Source organism: Lysinibacillus sp. A1, assembly GCF_000801965.1.
GTDB lineage: Bacteria > Bacillota > Bacilli > Bacillales_A > Planococcaceae > Lysinibacillus > Lysinibacillus fusiformis.
In genome coordinates, this window is record NZ_JSZM01000017.1 from 88,579 (window position 1) to 110,320 (window position 21,742).

The 21,742-nt window shown below is 39.0% G+C and carries 17 protein-coding genes; 16 read left to right on the forward strand and 1 reads right to left on the reverse strand.

Annotated elements, in window-relative coordinates; all coding sequences use genetic code 11:
• From PI85_RS15025 to PI85_RS15070, 10 genes are all read left to right on the forward strand, one after another.
• Nucleotides 1-564 carry a cob(I)yrinic acid a,c-diamide adenosyltransferase gene (locus tag PI85_RS15025; RefSeq protein WP_036122981.1) on the forward strand — a complete coding sequence of 188 codons (564 nt, stop codon included), beginning with the start codon at nucleotides 1-3 and terminating at the stop codon, nucleotides 562-564.
• Nucleotides 565-799: 235 nt separating this feature from the next.
• Nucleotides 800-3,019: a heterodisulfide reductase-related iron-sulfur binding cluster gene (locus tag PI85_RS15030; RefSeq protein ID WP_036122984.1), complete on the forward strand. Its 2,220-nt coding sequence runs from the start codon at nucleotides 800-802 to the stop codon at nucleotides 3,017-3,019.
• A 197-nt stretch (nucleotides 3,020-3,216) separates the two neighbouring features.
• On the forward strand, nucleotides 3,217-4,422 hold the full coding sequence (locus PI85_RS15035; RefSeq protein WP_036122987.1) for an acetyl-CoA C-acetyltransferase: 1,206 nt from the start codon (nucleotides 3,217-3,219) through the stop codon (nucleotides 4,420-4,422).
• Nucleotides 4,422-5,273 (forward strand): 3-hydroxybutyryl-CoA dehydrogenase, encoded by an 852-nt coding sequence (locus PI85_RS15040; RefSeq protein ID WP_036122989.1) that lies wholly within the window; start codon nucleotides 4,422-4,424, stop codon nucleotides 5,271-5,273. Before PI85_RS15035 ends, PI85_RS15040 begins: the two co-directional genes overlap by 1 nt.
• A gap of 59 nt (nucleotides 5,274-5,332) precedes the next feature.
• On the forward strand, nucleotides 5,333-6,469 hold the full coding sequence (locus PI85_RS15045; RefSeq protein ID WP_036122992.1) for an acyl-CoA dehydrogenase: 1,137 nt from the start codon (nucleotides 5,333-5,335) through the stop codon (nucleotides 6,467-6,469).
• A 156-nt stretch (nucleotides 6,470-6,625) separates the two neighbouring features.
• On the forward strand, nucleotides 6,626-7,762 hold the full coding sequence (locus PI85_RS15050) for an acyl-CoA dehydrogenase (RefSeq protein WP_036122994.1): 1,137 nt from the start codon (nucleotides 6,626-6,628) through the stop codon (nucleotides 7,760-7,762).
• Between the two features lie 3 nt (nucleotides 7,763-7,765).
• Nucleotides 7,766-8,398, forward strand: a complete 633-nt coding sequence (locus PI85_RS15055) for a TetR/AcrR family transcriptional regulator (RefSeq protein WP_025114794.1) — start codon at nucleotides 7,766-7,768, stop codon at nucleotides 8,396-8,398.
• A 92-nt stretch (nucleotides 8,399-8,490) separates the two neighbouring features.
• Nucleotides 8,491-11,739 (forward strand): fused isobutyryl-CoA mutase/GTPase IcmF, encoded by a 3,249-nt coding sequence (gene icmF, locus PI85_RS15060; protein ID WP_036122997.1) that lies wholly within the window; start codon nucleotides 8,491-8,493, stop codon nucleotides 11,737-11,739.
• Between the two features lie 464 nt (nucleotides 11,740-12,203).
• A complete protein-coding gene (rpoE, locus tag PI85_RS15065; RefSeq protein WP_200886575.1) occupies nucleotides 12,204-12,755 on the forward strand; it encodes a DNA-directed RNA polymerase subunit delta in 552 nt (183 codons plus the stop codon).
• Between the two features lie 442 nt (nucleotides 12,756-13,197).
• On the forward strand, nucleotides 13,198-14,790 hold the full coding sequence (locus tag PI85_RS15070; RefSeq protein WP_008179025.1) for a CTP synthase: 1,593 nt from the start codon (nucleotides 13,198-13,200) through the stop codon (nucleotides 14,788-14,790).
• A gap of 49 nt (nucleotides 14,791-14,839) precedes the next feature.
• On the opposite strand, the gene PI85_RS15075 is transcribed toward PI85_RS15070, so the two are convergent.
• Nucleotides 14,840-15,370, reverse strand: a complete 531-nt coding sequence (locus PI85_RS15075) for a DUF2529 family protein (protein WP_036123005.1) — start codon at nucleotides 15,368-15,370, stop codon at nucleotides 14,840-14,842.
• A gap of 155 nt (nucleotides 15,371-15,525) precedes the next feature.
• On the opposite strand from PI85_RS15075, the gene PI85_RS15080 reads away from it, so the two are divergent.
• From PI85_RS15080 to rho, 6 genes are all read left to right on the forward strand, one after another.
• Nucleotides 15,526-15,885: a response regulator gene (locus PI85_RS15080; protein ID WP_008179021.1), complete on the forward strand. Its 360-nt coding sequence runs from the start codon at nucleotides 15,526-15,528 to the stop codon at nucleotides 15,883-15,885.
• 228 nt (nucleotides 15,886-16,113) lie between these two features.
• The gene (locus PI85_RS15085; protein ID WP_036123008.1) at nucleotides 16,114-16,968 is read left to right on the forward strand and encodes a class II fructose-bisphosphate aldolase; all 855 of its coding nucleotides are present in this window, start codon (nucleotides 16,114-16,116) and stop codon (nucleotides 16,966-16,968) included.
• 149 nt (nucleotides 16,969-17,117) lie between these two features.
• The gene (gene fsa / locus PI85_RS15090; protein WP_004269447.1) at nucleotides 17,118-17,768 is read left to right on the forward strand and encodes a fructose-6-phosphate aldolase; all 651 of its coding nucleotides are present in this window, start codon (nucleotides 17,118-17,120) and stop codon (nucleotides 17,766-17,768) included.
• Nucleotides 17,769-17,831: 63 nt separating this feature from the next.
• Nucleotides 17,832-19,118 (forward strand): UDP-N-acetylglucosamine 1-carboxyvinyltransferase, encoded by a 1,287-nt coding sequence (locus PI85_RS15095; RefSeq protein ID WP_036123013.1) that lies wholly within the window; start codon nucleotides 17,832-17,834, stop codon nucleotides 19,116-19,118.
• A 94-nt stretch (nucleotides 19,119-19,212) separates the two neighbouring features.
• Entirely contained in the window at nucleotides 19,213-20,169 is a 957-nt protein-coding gene (gene glpX, locus PI85_RS15100; RefSeq protein WP_008179010.1) for a class II fructose-bisphosphatase, read from the forward strand.
• 233 nt (nucleotides 20,170-20,402) lie between these two features.
• Nucleotides 20,403-21,686 (forward strand): transcription termination factor Rho, encoded by a 1,284-nt coding sequence (gene rho, locus PI85_RS15105; RefSeq protein WP_012292741.1) that lies wholly within the window; start codon nucleotides 20,403-20,405, stop codon nucleotides 21,684-21,686.
• The last annotated feature ends 56 nt before the right edge of the window (nucleotides 21,687-21,742 follow it).

Below are 21,742 nucleotides of genomic sequence, written 5' to 3' on the forward strand. Positions count from 1 at the left end.
ATGAAGCTGTACACAAAAACAGGGGATACGGGTAAAACAAGTCTTATAGGAGGACGCGTTGATAAAGATAGTTTACGTGTTGAAACGTATGGGGCTATTGATGAATTAAATTCTTTTATTGGTAAAGCTGTAAGTGAATTAGATCAAGCGCTATTCAAGGATATTTTAACGGATTTAGAAACTATTCAACATGAACTGTTCGATGCTGGTGGTGATCTAGCAAACGTGATGAAAGAACGACATTATAAGCTTACTGAACAACCAATTGAGGTGCTAGAGACTCGTATTGATGCACTATCAGATGAGGCGCCACCATTACAACGTTTTATTTTGCCAGGAGGAGCACCAGCAGCTGCAACTTTACACATTGCGCGTACGGTTGCTCGGCGAGCAGAGCGTGAGATGGTGACACTTATGAAAGAAGTTGAAGATGTGCCAAAAGTTGTACAAAAATATTTAAATCGATTATCAGATTATTTATTTGCAGCTGCTCGTGTAGTAAATGCTCGATTAAATGTTGCGGATGTTGAATATATTCGCAGTGGAAATGTTTTTAAAAAATAAAATTTAGTTTTCTACAGAAAGTAAAAAATGCTACTTTGAAAAAAATCAGGGTGGCTTTTTTTCTTGTAAAATGTAAGAATATAAAATTATCAGAAATATTTCCGTTTTATGTTGACTGAATGCTCACTCATTTATTAGAATAGGAATATAATATCAAAGTGATGAACATTTCCGTATGAGGTAGCAAATTTATCACAAAGAGAGAAAAATTACGACAAACAAGGGGGGACCAACCATGAGTCCATTATTAATTGCTAACATTGTCTTAACAGTCGTGGTTGTACTTTATGCAGTAGGATTGTTCTTCTATCTGTTGAAAACACGCTATAAGTATGTGCAATTGGGGAAAAAGGTTGAGTTTGATGAAAGTGTAAAAGAACGACTTCGCTATATTATGGTCAATGTATTTGGCCAAAACAAGCTATTAAAAGATCCAAAGAGTGGTTTAATCCATGTAATGTTTTTCTATGGATTTTTAATGGTACAGCTAGGGGCGATTGATTTAATTTGGAAAGGATTAGCACCAGGCTCACATTTACCGCTTGGTATTTTCTATGGTGTCTTTACATTCTTCCAAGAACTTGTTGTCTTAATGATTTTGGTAGCGGTTGTCTGGGCATTTTACCGCCGCTATGTTGAAAAGCTAGTACGTTTAAAACGTGGATGGAAAAACGGTCTTGTATTAATTTTCATTGGTGGCTTAATGGTATCGACGTTACTTGCGAATGGTATGGGATTAATTTGGCATGGAGAGGGATTAACCTATACAGAACCAGTAGCATCTAGTATTGCTGCTATTTTTGGTTTCCTACCTGCGTCAGTAGCTGCTGGTGTGTTTTATGTCATGTGGTGGGCACATTTATTAATTCTATTAACATTCCTTGTGTATGTACCACAATCAAAACATTTCCATTTAATTGTAAGTCCACTTAATGTTTACATGAATCGTTTAGACCGAACAGGGACTTTAACACCCATTGATTTTGAGGCATTAGAAAATGCTGAAAGTGAAGAAGATATGCCTTCTATTGGGGTGGGACGCATACAGGACTTCACACAAAAACAAATGTTGGATCTGTATTCTTGTGTGGAATGTGGACGTTGTACAAACATGTGTCCAGCTACAGGAACAGGAAAAATGCTGTCTCCTATGGATTTAATCGTGAAATTACGAGATCATTTAACATTTACAGGAGCTGTTGTCACAAAGCAAAAACCTTGGGTACCTTATCAATTCTTTGCCAATACAAAGGGTAATCAGCTTGCGCTGGCAGCTGGTGCAGAAGGTGCAGTGATTGAAGATATCTACAGTCCATCTTTAATTGGTGATGTGATTACAGAGGAAGAGATTTGGGCTTGTACGACTTGTCGTAACTGTGAAGATCAATGTCCAGTAATGAACGAGCATGTTGATAAAATTATTGATTTACGTCGTTATTTAACAATGACAGAGGGGAAAGTAAATCCTGATGCGCAACGTGCGATGACGAATATCGAGAGACAAGGAAATCCTTGGGGATTAAACCGTAAAGAAAAAGAAAATTGGCGTGATTTAGACCCAACAATCCATATCCCAACAGTAAAAGAATTGAAAAAGTCTGGCGAGGAAATGGAATATCTTTTATGGGTTGGGTCAATGGGAGCATTTGATAACCGATCTCAAAAAATTGCATTAGCATTCTGTCGTCTATTAAACGAAGCCGGTGTGAAGTTTGCAATTTTAGGAAATAAAGAGAAGAACTCTGGGGATACGCCACGTCGTTTAGGAAATGAATTTTTATTCCAAGAGCTTGCTACAGCAAATATTGATGAGTTCGTTAAAAATGACGTGAAAAAAATTGTTACAATTGATCCTCATGCATACAATATCTTTAAAAATGAGTACCAAGATTTTGGTTGGAAAGGCGAAGTCTATCATCATACTGAATTATTAAATCAGTTAATTGAAGAAAATCGTCTAGCATTAAATTACGAGGTACATGAAACAATTGTTTTCCATGATTCATGTTATTTAGGTCGTTACAATGATGTCTATGATGCACCACGAGAAATTTTGCGTGGCATTCCAGGAGTGAAGTTAGTCGAAATGGAACGTAATCGAGAAACAGCCATGTGCTGTGGTGCCGGTGGCGGTCTCATGTGGATGGAAGAGCATGTCGGCAATCGTATTAACGTAGCTCGTACAGAACAGGCTTTAGCAACTAATGCATCTGTTATTTCATCTGGCTGTCCTTACTGCTTAACAATGCTGGAGGATGGTACAAAGGCTAAAGAAGTGGAAGACTCGATCGGCACATTCGATGTAGCAGAGTTATTGGAGCGTTCAGTATTTGGGGAAAAGGTAAAGGTTGTCGACAACTCTCCTGAGGAAGTAGAAGAAACTATGGAAGAAGTTGTGATGACAGTAGAAAATACCAATCAAAACGAGAATAGTGAAATAAGCGCAGAAAAATGATTGCTATTGTAGAAATATTTTAGTTATCTGAAAAATATAAATTGCACAATAAAAAATTGTTTTGTAGAATAAGATTAAATGGAAATGGGAGTTGAAATGAAAACTCCCATTTTTCATCGATAGAAGTCGAGCGAGCGTTCAGTCAATAAAATGCTTCACTACTTCATCGAGAACGTAAAACAAAAGGGGTGTTTTACTTGAATAGAGCTGTAATTTTAGCAGGAGCAAGAACGGCATTTGGTAAATTTGGTGGTTCTTTATCGGCAATACATGCAAGTGATTTAGGTGCCATTGCAATTAAGGGTGCATTAGAGAAAGCCAATATGGGACTTGATGAAGTCGATGAGGTAATTTTAGGCTCGGTTTTACAAGGGGGACAGGGACAAATTCCTTCTCGACAAGCAGCAATAAAGGCTAATTTGCCAATAGGGGTAAAAACAGAAACGATTAATAAAGTCTGTGCGTCGGGGATGCGTGCAGTGACATTAGCAGATCAACTGATTCGTTTAGGGGACGAAGAGGTAATTGTAGCTGGTGGAATGGAGTCCATGTCTAATGCACCATATTATTTGTTAAATGGTCGAACGGGCTTACGAATGGGTGATTCAACGATGGTTGATGGCATGCTTTATGACGGTCTAACATGTGCTTTTGATCCAGCAAGACCACATATGGGCAGCTATGGTAACTCGACAGCTAAAGAATTCTCGCTAAGTCGTGAGGAACAGGATGCTTGGTCAGTTCGTAGCCATGAACGTGCACTAGCAGCAATGGACAAAGGATATTTTGCAGAAGAAATCGTTCCTGTTGAGATTCCTCAACGAAAAGGGGAGCCACTTGTTGTGAATACGGATGAGGCGCCGAGAGCAGGGACTTCTTTAGAAATACTGACAAAGCTTAAACCAGCCTTTGATAAGGACGGTACCATTACTGCAGGTAATGCACCTGGCGTAAATGACGGAGCATGTGCGCTTGTAATCATGAATGAGGAACGTGCGACACGCGAAGGTAGAGAACCATTGGCAATAATTATAGGTCATGAAGAGCTAGCGATTGAGCCAGAAAATTTCCCTCAAACACCAGGATTAGTCATTAATAAGCTGTTGAAAAAGACGAATAAGTCATTAGCAGATATTGATTTGTTTGAAATTAATGAAGCCTTTGCAGCGGTAGCTTTAGTGAGTAAGCAGTTAGCTGATCTAGATGCTGAAAAGGTTAATGTTAATGGTGGCGCAGTTGCTTTAGGACATCCAATAGGAGCTTCTGGAGCACGAATTATTTTAACGCTTGCTCATGAATTAAAGCGTCGAGGCGGTGGCATTGGTATTGCCGCCATTTGTTCAGGTGGTGGGCAAGGCGATGCAATCATGATTGAAGTACCGAAAACAGGGGGACTGAACTGATGGGAATTCAAAAGGTAATGGTCATTGGTGCAGGGCAAATGGGCTCTGGCATTGCACAGGTTTGCGCACAAGCAGGCTTTGACGTGAAATTGAACGATATAAAACAAGAGTTTTACGAGCGTGGATTAGGGGCTATGACTAAAAATTTGTCACGCGATGTAGAAAAGGGTCGTAAAACAGAAGAAGAAAAGGCTGCAATTCTAGGTCGCATTACGATGTCACTAGATTTACAGGATGCTAGTGATGTAGATATTATCATTGAGGCAGCTGTAGAAAATATGGAAGTGAAGCAATCCATTTTTAAACAACTTGATGGAATTGCACAGGCACATGCTATTTTAGCTACGAATACCTCTTCACTACCTATTACAGAAATTGCCGCTGTAACAAATCGACCAGAGCAAGTTATTGGCATGCACTTTATGAATCCTGTACCTGTCATGAAGCTTGTAGAAATTATCCGTGGTTTAGCTACAACTGATGAAGTGTACAAAGCGGTGGAAGAGATGACTGTCAAATTAGCGAAAACGCCAGTTGAAGTGAATGACTTCCCAGGATTTATTTCAAACCGAATCTTACTTCCGATGATCAATGAAGCTATTTATGCTTTATATGAAGGGGTAGCGTCAAAAGAAGCGATTGACGATGTCATGAAACTTGGTATGAACCATCCAATGGGACCGTTAACATTGGCGGATTTCATTGGTTTAGATACATGTCTCTCCATTATGGAGATTTTACATGAGGGCCTAGGAGATAGTAAATATCGTCCTTGTCCACTGCTTCGTAAATATGTTGCAGCGGGTTGGCTAGGAAAGAAATCTGGAAGAGGCTTTTATATTTACGAATAATCCTATGGGGATGGGGTTATAGAAGTGCTACAGGACAACTTAGAGGGGTGACATAATAGATGCATTTGCAATTTACAGATGAGCAAATTATGATGCGCGATATGGTTCGTAATTTTGCTCAAGAAAAAATCCAACCATGGGTAGAGCGAATGGAAGCAGGGGAGTTTCCACGTGAGCTGCTTCAGCAGATGGGTGAACTTGGTTTAATGGGTATTACAACACCTGAAGAGCTTGGAGGCTCTGGCATGGATTTTACATCGTACATTATTGCGATTCATGAATTATCAAAGGTAAGCGCTGTAATGGGAGTTATTTTATCGGTGCATACATCGGTTGGAACGAATCCAATCATTTACTTTGGGAATGAAGAACAAAAGAAACGTTATGTACCTAAACTTGCAGCGGGTGAATATTTAGGTGCCTTTTGTTTAACAGAACCAGGTGCCGGTTCAGATGCTGGCTCTCTTCAATCGAAGGCAGTCCGTGAGGGTGATGAATATGTCATTAATGGCTCCAAAGTATTTATTACTAATGGTGGGGAGGCGGATGTATACATTGTATTCGCATCAACGAATCCTGCTGAAAAAACAAAAGGTATTTCTGCCTTTATCGTTGAAAAGGGAACACCTGGTTTAATTATTGGAAAAGACGAGCATAAAATGGGCTTGCATGGCTCTCGCACTGTTCAGCTAACATTCGATAATTGCCGCATACCAGCCGACAACCTTTTAGGGGAAGAGGGAGAAGGCTTCAAAATAGCGATGGCTAATTTAGATGTGGGACGCATTGGTATTGCTGCACAATCTTTAGGAATAGCTGAAGCGGCACTTGAAGCAGCTACTGCTTATGCTAAAGAACGTGTTCAATTTGGCAAACCGATTGTTGCCCAACAAGGTGTTAGCTTTAAACTTGCTGACATGGCAACAGCTGTTGAATCATCCAAACTACTAGTCTACCGTGCTGCAGATTTACGTGCGAAAGGTTTACCGTGTGGCGCTGAAGCTTCAATGGCGAAACTTTTTGCATCTCGATCAGCTGTCCAAACAGCAATAGAGGCTGTTCAAGTATTTGGTGGCTATGGTTATACAGAAGATTACCCAGTAGAGCGATATTTCCGCGATGCCAAGGTAACTGAAATATATGAAGGAACAAGTGAAATACAAAGGCTAGTCATTAGTAAACATTTACTGAAATAATTTGGTGTAAGGTGTTGGTTGTAGCGAATAAAAATGAATCAAACAGCTGCAAAGAGGATGGGAATCGTTCGATATAGTAAGAAAACGACTTAATGAAACGCTGAATCCAACTTACCATTACACAGAACAGAGTCTAATAAAAAGGGGAAATGGACAATGAACTTTCAGTTAACAGAAGAGCATGAGCAATTACGTGAAATGATTCGAGATTTCGCTATGAATGAAGTGGCTCCAACAGCGGCAGAACGTGATGAAAATGAAGAATTTGACCGTGCCATTTTCGATAAAATGGCGGAGCTTGGTTTAACAGGTATTCCATGGCCAGAGGAATATGGTGGAGCTGGATTTGATTATCTTGCATATGTCATTGCTGTTGAGGAATTATCACGTGTTTGTGCATCAACAGGAGTAACATTATCTGCACATACATCACTTGCAGGTTGGCCACTGTATAAGTTCGGTACAGAAGAACAGAAACAAAAATATCTTCGTCCAATGGCTGAAGGAAAGCATATTGGGGCTTACGGTTTAACAGAACCAGGATCAGGTTCTGATGCGGGTGGCATGAAAACTTACGCAAAACGTGATGGCGATGATTATATTTTAAATGGCTCAAAAATCTTCATTACAAATGGTGGAGTAGCAGATACATATATTGTATTTGCCGTAACAGATCCTGAAGCCAAAAACGGTACATCAGCATTTATCGTTGAAGCGGGATATGAAGGTTTCTCTGTAGGTAAAAAGGAGAAGAAATTAGGAATTCGTTCATCTCCTACGACAGAAATTACTTTCGACAACTGTCGTGTTCCAAAAGAAAACTTGCTTGGAGCTGAAGGAGAAGGCTTTAAGATTGCGATGACGACACTAGATGGTGGACGAAATGGTATTGCGGCGCAAGCTGTAGGAATTGCACAAGGAGCACTTGATGCAGCAGTTGACTATGCGAAAGAACGTGTACAATTTGGCAAACCAATTACAGCAAATCAAGGTGTTTCCTTTAAGCTAGCGGATATGGCCACTCAAATTGAGGCATCTCGACTTCTTACATATCAAGCGGCTTGGTTAGAATCTAATAACCTACCATATGGTAAGGCATCAGCAATGGCGAAATTAATGGCTGGCGATACGGCGATGAGTGTAACGACGGAGGCGGTTCAAGTATTTGGTGGTTACGGTTATACAAAAGATTATCCAGTAGAACGCTTTATGCGTGATGCGAAAATTACACAAATTTATGAAGGTACGCAAGAGATTCAACGTCTAGTTATCTCGCGTATGTTAACTAAATAATTGATGACAGAAAAAGATAAAAGGCCCCAAGTACAGTCAACTGTAAAAGATGAAAATTTAATCGCCATTCGTCGTGAGCAAATGATTCAGGGAGCAATTAAGTTATTCAAAGAAAAAGGCTACCATCGGGCCACAACGAGAGAAATCGCAAAAGCTGCAGGCTTTAGTATCGGTACTTTATATGAGTACATTCGAACAAAAGAAGATGTTCTTTACCTCGTATGTGATAGTATCTATCATCATGCAATGGAGCGACTTTCAAGTTATGAGATTAAAGCAGGGACAATCGAAGAGCTAAAGGAAATGATTCGAGAATATTTCCTGCAAATCGATAGCATGGTTGATGAGCTTACAATCATGTATCAAGAAACAAAATCATTGTCAAAAGAAGCGCAACGTTATGTCTTTAGTAAAGAGTTTGAAATGGTTGCTACGTTTGAAAGATTGCTAAAGCGCTGTGTACAATCTGGTGACATAACAATGACAGACAAGCAAATTCATTTAGCAGCTAATAATTTAGTAGTGTCTGGACAAAGTTGGGCATTCCGCAAATGGGCATTACATCGCCAACATTCAATTGATGAGTTTATTGACATGCAAATCACATTGTTCATTTCAGGCATAAAGGGGTTTTAATATTTCGTTAGGGGTTTGTCGGTAATTGCATAGAGCGACATTGCAATTGCCGGCTTTTTTTATTCATTAAGGGGAGAGAGTGGGGATTTCATATGACAAAGGTAGAAGTGTATCGTCCAAAAAATCACGTACGTTTTGTGACAGCATCGAGTCTTTTTGATGGACATGATGCTTCGGTCAATATTATGCGACGCATTTTGCAATCGAGCGGTGTGGAAGTAATCCATTTAGGTCATAATCGTTCCGTGGAAGAAGTCGTAAATGCTGCGATACAAGAGGATGCACAAGGTATTGCTATTTCTTCTTATCAAGGCGGGCATATGGAATACTTTAAATATATGTATGATTTACTGCGTGAAAAAGGGGCGCCACATATAAAAATATATGGCGGTGGTGGTGGAGTAATTCTACCACGTGAAATTAAAGAGCTGCATTCTTATGGCATTGCGGGAATATTCTCACCAGAGGATGGCCGCGTTTTAGGGCTTCAGGGAATGATTAATGAGCAAATTAAAGGAACAGATTTTCCTACTGCAACTGGTAGGTACTTAGAAAAATTAGAGTCTTTAACAACAGAGACTCCTGAAATTTTAGCTAATTTAATTACAGCAGCCGAGTCAAATGACGATGAAGACACGAAAAAAATGCTGGAGGAAGCAAGGAAGCGTTCAAAAGGAACACCTGTTATGGGAATTACCGGAACTGGTGGCGCGGGTAAATCTTCGTTAACGGATGAACTAATCCGCCGTTTCTTAAAAGAATTCCCAGAAAAGCATGTGGCAATTCTGTCCGTCGATCCAACAAAGCAAAAAACAGGTGGGGCATTACTTGGAGATCGAATTCGTATGAATGCGATCTTTAATAATCGTGTCTATATGCGTAGCTTAGCTACACGAGGCTCTCGTACGGAATTAACCGCATCCATTGGGGACGTAATAGATGTAGTACGTGTAGCTGGCTATGATTTAATTATCGTTGAAACAAGTGGTATTGGTCAGGGTGATGCCGAGATTACTAAATATACCGATTTATCAATGTATGTTATGACAAGTGAGTTTGGTGCACCAACGCAGCTTGAGAAGATTGATATGATTGATTTTGCGGATGTTATTGCTATTAATAAGTTTGAACGTAAAGGTTCTGAGGATGCACTACGTCAAGTGCAAAAACAATATCAGCGCTCGCGCGAACTTTGGGATGAATCACTTGATAATATGCCGGTTTACGGGACAATCGCTAGCCAATTTAATGATAAAGGAACAAATGCTTTATTTGCCGCGTTAGTGCAAATTATTAACCAAAAAGCTGGTAGCGATTGGGAAACGAGCTATGAGCAATTTGCTAAAACGCAAAAGCAAGATGTAATTATTCCGAATGATCGTCGTTATTATTTACGAGAGCTTACTGATACAGTTCGTGGCTATCATAAAAAAACAGAACAGCAGGTGGCATTTGCTCGTCGTCTTTTCCAATTAGAAGGGGCTCTCACTGCAGTTAAGGAAAAAGCACCGGATGATGCACTTATCACATCACTTAATTCTTTAGCAGAAGGTGTCCGAGACGAATTAACGGCTGAATCCAAGCGTATATTAGACAATTGGCAAGCTTTAAAGGAAGCGTATGCTGGGGATGAATTTGTGACGAAAATTCGCGATAAAGAAATTCGCACAATTTTAAAGACAATAAGTCTTTCAGGTACAAAAATTCCAAAGGTTGTATTACCAAAGTTTGAGGACTATGGTGAAATTTTGCGCTGGGTTTATAAAGAAAATGTACCAGGTGAATTCCCATATACAGCGGGTGTTTTCCAATTCAAACGAGAGGGAGAAGATCCAAAGCGCCAATTTGCTGGTGAGGGTACGCCAGAGCGTACAAATAAACGCTTCCACTATTTATCGAAGGATGATGACGCGAAACGTTTATCTACGGCATTTGATTCCGTAACATTGTACGGGGAGGACCCAGATTACCGACCAGATATTTATGGTAAAGTTGGGGAATCAGGTGTATCTATCTGTACATTAGAGGATATGAAAAAACTATATGCAGGCTTTGATTTATGTGCACCCTCCACATCTGTATCGATGACAATTAATGGTCCAGCACCTATCATTTTGGCTATGTTCATGAATACAGCGATTGATCAGCAAATAAAATTACGTGAGCAAGAGTTAGGACGTACTTTGACAGTTGAAGAATTTACAGAGACACGTGAGAAAACACTTCAGGTCGTACGTGGAACAGTACAAGCGGACATCCTGAAAGAAGACCAAGGTCAAAATACATGTATTTTCTCTACAGAATTTGCCCTACGTATGATGGGTGATATTCAGCAATACTTTATTGACCATAAGGTACGTAACTACTACTCTGTTTCAATTTCTGGCTATCATATAGCGGAGGCGGGAGCAAATCCTATTTCGCAATTAGCCTTCACATTAGCGAATGGCTTTACGTATGTAGAATATTATTTAAGCCGAGGCATGAATATTAATGACTTCGCGCCTAACTTATCATTCTTCTTCTCTAATGGACTTGATCCAGAATATACAGTAATCGGACGTGTAGCTCGTCGTATTTGGGCGATTGTGATGCGCGATAAATATGGCGCAAATGAGCGTGCCCAAAAGTTAAAATATCATATTCAAACTTCAGGTCGTAGTCTACATGCGCAGGAGATTGATTTTAATGATATTCGTACAACATTACAGGCTTTGATGGCCTTACAGGATAACTGTAACTCTTTGCATACAAATGCCTATGATGAGGCAATTACAACGCCTACTGAGGAATCGGTACGTCGTGCAATGGCTATTCAAATGATTATTACAAAAGAGCATGGCTTAGCGAAAAATGAAAATCCACTTCAAGGTGCATTTATTGTGGAAGAGCTGACAGATCTTGTGGAAGAAGCTGTCCTCGAAGAATTTGATCGTATCAATGATCGTGGTGGTGTGTTAGGAGCAATGGAGACACAATACCAACGAGGGAAAATTCAAGAGGAATCGATGCATTATGAAATGTTAAAACATTCAGGGGAGTTACCGATTATTGGTGTTAATACTTACCTGAACCCAAACCCAGCTTCTGATGCTGATATTGATAATATGGAGATTGCTCGTGCTTCGACGGAAGAGAAGGAAACTCAAATCCACAATTTACAAGATTTCTGGAAGGCCAATGAAGCTAAAAGCGAGGCAGCTATTAACCGATTACAAGAGGTAGCTGTCCATAACGGAAATATCTTTGCGGAATTAATGGAAACTGTTAAAGTAGCTAGTTTGGGACAAATTACGAAGGCTTTGTATGAAGTTGGTGGACAATATCGTCGTAATATGTAAACAGAGATAGAAAATCACACTAGTTTACCGACATTTCTTTCTAATTTATGTAATAAGCTTCTCTAGTTTTTAGTGTCTAGTCTTAGGATTAGGCACTTCTTTTTTTTTTCGCTATAATAGAAATGTAAAAAAAAGGGGAGGCGCGGTAGAGGATGAAATCAGCTATTCACTACATAATTGTATTAGCTTTAGTATTGGGAGCCATTTTCCTGTATAATAAGCAAATTGGCGCTATTCCTTTACTACTATTATCTGTCTATTTGTTTTATCTTGGCATAAAAAAAATGCGTAATATAAAAAACAGTAATTGAAGCTAGCAAAGGGGCTAAAACTTTGTATATAATGGGTATTATGCTTATTGTATGGAAAGTACCTTTTGCGTGGCCATTTTTGCTGCGCTTGGAAAATAAAGCACCATGTAATTTTAAAACGTCCATTGTGATGAGGGAAAGGAAGTGCACGAATTGAATTTTCGTGAAATGACAAAGGAACAATTAACTGAAGAGTCGTTAATTAACTTAGCGTATGCAATTTTAAATGAAAAACGTGCCTCAGTAACGTTTAATGATTTGTTAAAAATAATTCAAGAGCTTGTAGGCTACAGTGATGAAGAAATTAAATCCCGCCTACTACAATTTTACACAGATATTAATGTAGATGGCCGCTTCTTATATAACCAAGAAACAGGCTGGGGCTTACGTGAATGGTTTAAAGTAGAGCAAATTGAGGAAGAAACAGCACCTTCTGTTAAAACTCAAAAGAAAAAATCTAAAGCTTCTGTGGATGAAGATGATGATCTAGAAGAAGATATCGATTTGGATGAAGAAGATATCGACTTCGACGAGGACTATGAAGAGTTCGTAGAAGAAGAAGAGATAGACGAAGAAGATGAAGATAAAGAAGATATTGATTTTGATGAAGACGAAGATTTAGAAGATATTGAAGAAATCGATGAAGAGTTTATTGATGAAGACGAAGATGAAGAAGAGTTCGAAGAAGAAGAGGAAGAAATCTAAAACCTCGCTCTTAGAATTTTCTTACTTTTATGCTTGATGTAAAAATTCTTGACTTCTATCACGGTTACGTTTAATCTTTTACTTGGGCTCCTTAAAAGAAGGAGAAAGACCGTGTATATAATACGCTCCCCCTGCAGACCTATGCAGGAGGAGCGTTTTTTTGTTTTTAACTTTATTCAGACCAGCTCTCCCATACTTTTTGTGCGGATATGAATATAAATGTTTTAAAGTATTCATGATGTATAGTAAACGGTGACTGAATAAATGTTAAAGTTTTAAGGTTTAAAGGAAAGTGGAAAAGAGATAGAAACGATGACAGCTTCGAATCGACTACAAGTTTGTAGACATTCTCGGCTTTTCTTTTTTTAGGGTGTTTGACTGTCAGATGTTTTAATCCCTAACAAAACAACTTATCTAGCAATTCTAAAGGAGGAATTTTTTCATGACGAAGTATATTTTTGTAACAGGTGGGGTTGTATCATCACTTGGAAAAGGGATTGTTGCAGCATCTCTAGGCCGTTTATTAAAAAACCGCGGTTTAGAAGTTACGATTCAAAAATTTGACCCATATATTAATATCGACCCAGGTACGATGAGTCCTTATCAACATGGTGAGGTTTTTGTAACAGATGATGGTGCTGAGGCTGACTTAGATTTAGGGCATTATGAGCGTTTTATTGATATCAACCTAGGAAAGCATTCTACAGTAACTTCAGGTCGTGTGTATCAATCGGTATTACAGAAGGAACGTCGTGGCGATTACAACGGTGGTACAGTACAAGTTATTCCTCATATTACAAATGAAATTAAAGATCGTATCCAACGCGCTGGTCGTGAGACAAATGCAGACGTTGTTATTACAGAAGTAGGTGGAACAGTAGGGGATATTGAATCATTACCTTTCCTTGAAGCTATCCGTCAAATGAAAACTAATTTAGGTCACAATAATGTCATGTATATCCACTGTACATTGATTCCTTATATTAAAGCCGCTGGTGAATTAAAAACAAAACCAACTCAGCATTCTGTAAAAGAGTTACGTTCTTTAGGTATTCAACCAAATATTATCGTTGTGCGTACTGAACAAGAAGTACCACAAGATATGAAAGAGAAATTAGCTTTATTCTGTGATGTTCAACCACATGAAATTATTGAATCTCGTGATGCGGAGCATTTATATGAAGTACCATTAAACCTACATGCACAAGATATTGATGATATCGTTCTTGACCACTTTGGTATGGAAGCTCCAGAAGCGGATATGGAAGAATGGCGCGAGCTTGTAGACAAAGTGAAAAACTTACCAAACAAAAGAAAAGTAGCGTTAGTAGGGAAATATGTAGAACTTCAAGATGCTTATATTTCAGTGGTAGAAGCATTAAAGCATGCAGGCTATGTTTATAATTCTGATATTGAAATTGACTGGATTAATGCAGAACATGTCAATGCTGATAATGTAACTGCACTATTAAAAGATGCTGATGCGATTTTAGTACCAGGTGGCTTCGGTGATCGTGGTGTGGAAGGTAAAATTTTAGCTACGCAATTTGCGCGTGAAAATAATGTACCTTTCTTAGGAATCTGCTTAGGTATGCAGCTTGCGACAATTGAATATGCACGTAATGTGTTAGGATTAAAAGGCGCTCATTCTACTGAGCTTGATGCTAACACAGAGTACCCAATTATCGACTTCTTACCAGATCAAAATGATAGCGTAGATATTGGCGGGACATTACGTTTAGGCCTATACCCATGTAAATTAAAAGACGGTTCTAAGGCAAGTGAAGCATATGGCAAAGAGCTTGTTTATGAGCGTCATCGTCATCGTTATGAATTTAACAATGAATATCGTGAAGCAATGGAAGCAGCTGGTCTTGTCTTCTCGGGTACAAGTCCTGACGGTAAGCTGGTTGAAATTATTGAGCTACCAGAGAATAATTTCTTTGTAGCATGTCAATTCCACCCAGAGTTAGTGTCACGACCAAATCGTCCACAACCACTGTTCCGTGACTTTATCGGCGCAACATTTAAATAAACAAAAAGAGTTGTCTCGAAAAATGAGACAACTCTTTTTAATTGGATTATTACAATTCTTCCTCATCAAAACCAAGCATATCATCATAGGCCATTTTGACAGCTTCATAAACAAAAAGCCCTGCAAGTGCATGTGGTACAACTACCCGTTGACCTAAATCATTTGGCAATAAACCACCTTTAATACGAGTAGAAATATACGTATAGGCTAAGTCTCCAAGAGGATTTTCTGTACTTGCTGGTTCACCTGCAACAGCAGCGAAGGGAATAAATTGAGTATTTAATTTCTGAGCTAAAGCTAGTGCTTCTTCATCGTGCGCACTACGAGTAAAAATGCAAACTCGATCGGCTTCTGTTAAGCTTGTATCCGAAGTCCAAGGTGCTAACTTGCTAAATGGTTCTACTGCTTGCAGTGCATTTAATTCCACTGTCTGCATTTCTCCAAAGCAAGCAAAATAGACATTACCTTCGCCAATTGCAGCTTGTGCCAATAACCTGGCAGTCTCCTCGATCGCATCCTCTTCATTTTGTGTAATTCTTTGTAATAATCCACTTAATTGTGTTGTTAGAATTTTTGACATGATCCCACCTCTACCCATATTATAGGGGGGAAAAAGATAGAAAGCAAAAGCAGATAATTTATAATACTAGAAGGTATTAAGCTGAAAAAGTAGAATTATACATAATAAAGAATGTTTTTGTGTAAGAATAAAAAATAAAAAGGGCGGAATGGAATGTGAAACGATTACTAATTGTCGATGATCAGCAGGGAATTCGTTTGCTTTTAAACGAAGTGCTGAAAAAGGAAGGATATGTTACATATTTAGCAGCCAATGGTTTAGAGGCATTAAAGTATGCAGATGAACAAGACATGGATTGCGTATTACTAGATATGAAGATACCCGGAATGGATGGTATCGAAATTTTAAGACGTTTAAAAGAAAAGTTCCCAAAACTTCCTGTATTTATGATGACAGCGTATGGAGAGCTAGATGTTGTACAAGAAGCTTTAAATTTGGGAGCGATCCGTTACTTTACGAAGCCTTTTGATATTTTTGAAGTGCGTGACGAAGTTAATAAAGCGTTACAAGTTTAAAGAACAGGCAGTGAATACACGGCCTGTTTTCTTTATGCTTAAAAAAGGAGTACATATTTTCTTAGCGCCGCCGTTACGTTGCCCTGCACTTTGGCGACACTGCCGCTACGTTGCACTCCGCTTTCGTGTAGAAAATAATAGCCCCTGCTTTTCAGAGGCTATTATTTTTGCTATGATTGAGGAGCATATTTATGTAGAAAGAATAGTCCTAAGAGGAGGATTTTTAGTATGGCATTAGTATCTATGAAAGAGATGTTAATTAAAGCAAAAGCAGAGGGTTATGCTGTTGGTCAATTCAACATTAACAACCTAGAGTGGACACAAGCAATTTTACAAGCAGCTGAAGAAGAAAAATCTCCAGTGATTCTTGGTGTTTCTGAAGGTGCAGGTAAATATATGGGCGGATTTATTTCTGTTGTTCACATGGTAAAAGGTTTAATGGAATCTTATGGTACTACAGTTCCAGTAGCCATTCATCTTGACCATGGTTCTAGCTTTGCAAAATGTAAAGAGGCAATTGATGCAGGCTTTACTTCTGTGATGATTGATGCTTCACACCATCCATTTGAGGAAAATGTGAAAATTACTTCAGAAGTAGTAGAATACGCACATGCTAAAGGCGTTTCTGTAGAAGCGGAATTAGGAACAGTTGGCGGAGATGAAGACGGTGTAATCGGTGGTATTATTTACGCTGATCCAGAAGAATGCCGTAAAATGGTTGAGTTAACAGATATCGACTGCTTAGCGCCAGCACTTGGCTCTGTACATGGTCCTTATAAAGGAGAACCAAACCTAGGCTTCAAAGAAATGGAGGAAATCTCTAAATTGGCAGATCTTCCACTAGTATTACATGGTGGTACAGGTATCCCAACAAAAGATATCCAACGTTCTATTTCATTAGGTACTGCAAAAATTAACGTGAATACTGAAAATCAAATTGAAGCAACAAAAGCAATCCGTGAGATTCTTGACAACGACAAAGTTGTTTACGATCCTCGTAAATTCCTTGGTCCTGCACGTGAAGCGATTAAAGCAACAGTTGTTGGTAAGATTCGCGAATTTGGTAGTGCACAAAAAGCTTAATTTTTGCATTTAATATGTTACAAAAGCATAGATAAATACACATAATAAGAGAAGTGTTGATGCTTTCAATCGACCTTCTCTTGTTTTTGAAATAAAGAAATTTTGGAAAATATTTAATAATATAAGAAAAATGATCAGGAGGAAATAATATGAAATTTTTTATTGATACAGCAAATTTTGAAGAGATTAAAGAGGCACACGCATGGGGGATTTTATCAGGAGTTACAACAAACCCATCACTAGTGGCTAAAGAAGAAAATGTTTCTTTCCATGATCGTCTTCGTGAAATCGCAGAGCTTGTCGATGGTTCCGTAAGTGGAGAAGTTATTGCACTGGATGCAGAAGGAATGATTAAAGAAGGTTTGGAATTAGCTGCTATTGCTCCTAACATTACAGTGAAACTTCCAATGACACCAGCGGGATTAGAGGCTTGTCGTTTCTTTGCAAACAAAGGAATTAAAACAAACGTAACATTAATTTTTAGTGCAAACCAAGCATTAATGGCTGCGCGTGCAGGTGCTACATATGTATCACCATTTATCGGCCGTTTAGATGACATTGGTCAAAATGGTGTAGAGCTAATTGAAACAATTGCCGACATTTTTACAATTCATAATATTGATACACAAATTATTGCTGCTTCTGTTCGTCACCCTCAGCACGTTACGGCTGCAGCTTTAGCTGGCGCGCATATTTCAACAACTCCATTTAAAGTTTTAAAACAACTTTTCCACCATCCATTAACGGAAAAAGGAATTGAAGGATTTTTAGCGGATTGGAATAAGAGAAAAGGCGAATAATAAGAATATACAGTGAGCCAAATGCAAAAAATACTACTTTCCAATCATGAGGGAGAACGCAAAATGGATGTTTATAAAATTACTGGCGAAAATCGTCTTCAAGGTACAATTAAAGTTAGTGGTGCAAAAAATAGTGCAGTCGCCTTAATTCCTGCATCAATTTTGGCGAACTCTCCAGTGACAATTGGAGGGATACCAGAAATTTCAGATGCATGGACGTTAAAGGCTTTATTAGAGGAAATTGGTGGGGAAGTATCGTTTGAGGATGGGAAGATGACAATCGATCCAACAGACATGATTGCCTTACCATTACCGAACGGCAATGTTAAAAAGTTACGCGCTTCCTATTATTTAATGGGGGCAATGCTAGGACGTTTCAAGAAGGCGGTCATTGGTTTACCAGGTGGCTGTTTCTTGGGTCCCCGACCAATTGATCAGCATATAAAGGGCTTTGAAGCATTAGGCGCTAAAATTACGAATGAGCATGGCGCGATTTATTTACGTGCAGATGAATTAATTGGGGCAAAAATTTATTTAGATGTCGCAAGTGTTGGTGCCACAATTAACATTATGTTAGCTGCTGTCCTCGCGAAGGGCCGTACAGTTATAGAAAATGCAGCGAAGGAACCTGAAATTATTGATGTAGCTACACTTCTAACAAATATGGGGGCCAATATTAAAGGGGCAGGTACAAGTGTCATCCGTATTGAAGGGGTAGAAGAACTACATGGTACAGAGCATACGATTATACCGGATCGCATTGAAGCTGCAACATTTATGATCATGGCTGCAGCAGTAGGTGATGGTATTACAATTGATAATGTAATTCCACTGCATTTAGAAGCAATTATAGCGAAGCTTCGTGAAATGGGTGTGAAGATTGAAATTGGTGAAGAAAGTATTTATGTACCAAAAACAGACCTATCCACTTTGCAAGCTGTTGATGTAAAAACATTGGTGTATCCTGGTTTCCCAACCGATATTCAGCAACCACTTGCTGTGTTAATGTCACAGGCATTCGGTTCCTCAAAAGTAACAGATACTATTTATACAGCTCGATTTAAACATATTGATGAGCTTCGTCGTATGAATGCTGATGCTCGAGTAGAAGGCAACACGGCTATTATTAAAGGGCCTAGCAGATTACATGGCTCAACAGTAACGGCTACAGATCTACGCGCAGGCGCAGCATTAGTTTTAGCTGGTCTTCTAGCGGAAGGCGAAACGGAAGTGCAAGATATTTATCATATCGAACGTGGCTATAGCTCACTTATTGAGAAATTACGTGATTTAGGCGCTGATATTCGACGTGAAACAATCCTGGCACGCGTAGCTGAGACAAAGGAATAATGAGAGCTAAAAGTTTTCACTCAATTATGTTACAATAGAGGTAATTTGAATGTTTCGGTATGAAAAATGACCGATAACGGGAGGCAAAGCAACAATGGAACGTAGTTTATCGATGGAAGTAGTACGAGTAACAGAAGCAGCAGCAATTGCATCCGGGAAATGGATGGGACGCGGTTTAAAAATTGAGGCAGATGATGCAGCAACAACAGCGATGCGCAAAATGTTCGATACAATTCCAATGCATGCTACAGTAGTAATTGGTGAAGGCGAAATGGATGAAGCACCAATGCTATATATTGGTGAAGAACTTGGCTTACGAAGTGGTGGTCCAAAAGTAGATATTGCTGTGGATCCATTAGAAGGTACAAATATTGTAGCAAAAGGTACGAATGGTGCAATGACAGTCCTTGCAATTGCAGATAAGGGTAATCTGTTAAACGCACCAGATATGTACATGGAGAAAATAGCTGTAGGGCCAGAAGCAGCTGGTAAAGTAGATATCAATGCTTCTGTCACTTATAACTTATTACAAGTAGCAAAAGCAAAAAATAAAGATATTTCAGATGTAGTTGCTACTTTATTAGATCGTCCACGTCACCAAGCAATTGTTGATGAAATTCGCGAAGCTGGTGCACGTATTAAGTTTATTCAAGATGGCGATGTTGGTGCAGCGATTAATACCGCCTTTGATGAAACAGGTATTGATATTATGTTTGGAACAGGTGGTGCACCAGAGGGTGTTATTTCGGCTGTAGCCTTAAAATGTCTAGGTGGGGACTTCCAAGCAAAATTAGTACCAGAAGATGAAGAGCAATTAGAACGCTGCCATAAAATGGGTGTAGATGTTGATAAAGTTCTTTATTTAGATGATCTAGTAAAAGGTGACGATGCTATTTTTGCAGCAACAGCTGTGACAGATTGTGAGCTTTTAAAGGGTGTTCAATATAAAGGTGCTTACGCATTAACTCACTCAGTAGTTATGCGTGCTAAGTCTGGTACGGTTCGCTTTGTAGAAGGCCGTCACGCACTTGAGAAAAAACCTAGATATTAATGATATTTTCTTCTAAAATATACCTAGTACATCTATTGTGCTAGGTACCTTCTTCTTTAAATAAACCATCCCGTAGTTTGTAAGGCAATGTTTCATCATATGGTGGACTATGTATTTATTATTGACCTACTGAGGTAACCGTATCGTGGGAACAGAGCCATTCGTTCGTAAAAAATCTTCGATGATAACCCCAATAATTGTATTATATTTTGAAAAAGACTGGAGTTGTGCATATGTCTGCATTGACAATCGCTCAATTAGAAAACATGACGTTAAAAGAGCTTTACGCTCTTGCACGCCAATATAAAATTTCATATTATAGCAAGCTAACGAAAAAAGAATTAATATTTGCTATTTTGAAAACGCGTTCAGAGCAAGAAGGCTATTTCTTTATGGAAGGCGTACTTGAAATTGTTTCGCAAGAGGGCTTTGGCTTCCTTCGACCAATAAACTACTCTCCAAGTAAAGAGGATATTTATATTTCTGCATCTCAAATTCGTCGCTTTGATCTTCGTAATGGGGACAAGGTATCTGGGAAGGTGCGACCACCTAAGGAGAATGAACGTTATTACGGATTATTACAAGTTGATGCCGTCAATGGCGAGGATCCTGAAGTTGCAAAGGAACGTGTGCATTTCCCTGCACTAACACCGTTATATCCAAACAGACAAATTAAACTGGAAACAACTCAGCGTAATTTATCAACACGTATTATGGATTTAGTGGCGCCTGTAGGTTTTGGTCAGCGTGGATTAATCGTTGCACCGCCGAAAGCGGGGAAAACATCTTTATTAAAAGAAATTGCAAACGCTATTACGACAAATCATCCAGAAGCAGAGCTTATTGTCTTACTGATAGATGAACGTCCTGAGGAAGTAACTGATATTGAACGATCTGTAAATGCAGATGTTGTTAGCTCAACGTTTGATGAAGTTCCAGAGAATCATGTTAAAGTGGCAGAGATCGTTTTAGAACGTGCACGCCGTTTAGTGGAACATAAACGTGATGTCATTATATTAATGGATTCCATCACACGTTTGGCACGTGCATTTAACCTTGTCATTCCTCCAAGTGGACGTACACTTTCAGGGGGGATCGATCCAGCTGCCTTCCATAGACCTAAGCGCTTCTTTGGATCGGCTCGAAATATTGAAGAAGGCGGTAGCTTAACGATATTAGCAACTGCTTTAGTAGATACTGGTTCACGTATGGACGAGGTTATTTACGAAGAATTTAAGGGGACAGGTAATTTAGAGCTTCATTTAGATCGCCAGTTGGCAGAGCGCCGAATTTTCCCTGCGCTTGATATTCGCCGTTCAGGTACACGTAAGGAAGAGTTATTGCTTGAGCCTGAACAACTTGAAAAACTATGGGCGATTCGTAAAACATTTTCAGATGCGCCTGATTTTGCGGAACGCTTCCTGAAAAAACTGCGTACAACAAAATCGAACGAAGAATTTTTTGAAAAACTGAACGAAGATATGAAAAAAGCAACAAAAGGTAAAGGTTTATTATAGAACAGCCATCACCATTGACAAATAATTGTCAATGGTGATTTTTTTGTATATTTTTA

Excerpts from the sequence above, each read along its gene's own strand:
- PI85_RS15055 (WP_025114794.1), top strand. The coding sequence starts at position 7,766 with ATGACAGAAAAAGATAAAAGGCCCCAAGTACAGTCAACTGTAAAAGAT.
- PI85_RS15045 (WP_036122992.1), top strand. The coding sequence starts at position 5,333 with ATGCATTTGCAATTTACAGATGAGCAAATTATGATGCGCGATATGGTT.
- PI85_RS15050 (WP_036122994.1), top strand. The coding sequence starts at position 6,626 with ATGAACTTTCAGTTAACAGAAGAGCATGAGCAATTACGTGAAATGATT.
- PI85_RS15040 (WP_036122989.1), top strand. The coding sequence starts at position 4,422 with ATGGGAATTCAAAAGGTAATGGTCATTGGTGCAGGGCAAATGGGCTCT.
- PI85_RS15070 (WP_008179025.1), top strand. The coding sequence starts at position 13,198 with ATGACGAAGTATATTTTTGTAACAGGTGGGGTTGTATCATCACTTGGA.
- icmF (WP_036122997.1), top strand. The coding sequence starts at position 8,491 with ATGACAAAGGTAGAAGTGTATCGTCCAAAAAATCACGTACGTTTTGTG.
- glpX (WP_008179010.1), top strand. The coding sequence starts at position 19,213 with ATGGAACGTAGTTTATCGATGGAAGTAGTACGAGTAACAGAAGCAGCA.
- PI85_RS15075 (WP_036123005.1), bottom strand. The coding sequence starts at position 15,370 with ATGTCAAAAATTCTAACAACACAATTAAGTGGATTATTACAAAGAATT.
- rho (WP_012292741.1), top strand. The coding sequence starts at position 20,403 with ATGTCTGCATTGACAATCGCTCAATTAGAAAACATGACGTTAAAAGAG.
- fsa (WP_004269447.1), top strand. The coding sequence starts at position 17,118 with ATGAAATTTTTTATTGATACAGCAAATTTTGAAGAGATTAAAGAGGCA.
- PI85_RS15025 (WP_036122981.1), top strand. The coding sequence starts at position 1 with ATGAAGCTGTACACAAAAACAGGGGATACGGGTAAAACAAGTCTTATA.
- PI85_RS15085 (WP_036123008.1), top strand. The coding sequence starts at position 16,114 with ATGGCATTAGTATCTATGAAAGAGATGTTAATTAAAGCAAAAGCAGAG.
- PI85_RS15030 (WP_036122984.1), top strand. The coding sequence starts at position 800 with ATGAGTCCATTATTAATTGCTAACATTGTCTTAACAGTCGTGGTTGTA.
- PI85_RS15095 (WP_036123013.1), top strand. The coding sequence starts at position 17,832 with ATGGATGTTTATAAAATTACTGGCGAAAATCGTCTTCAAGGTACAATT.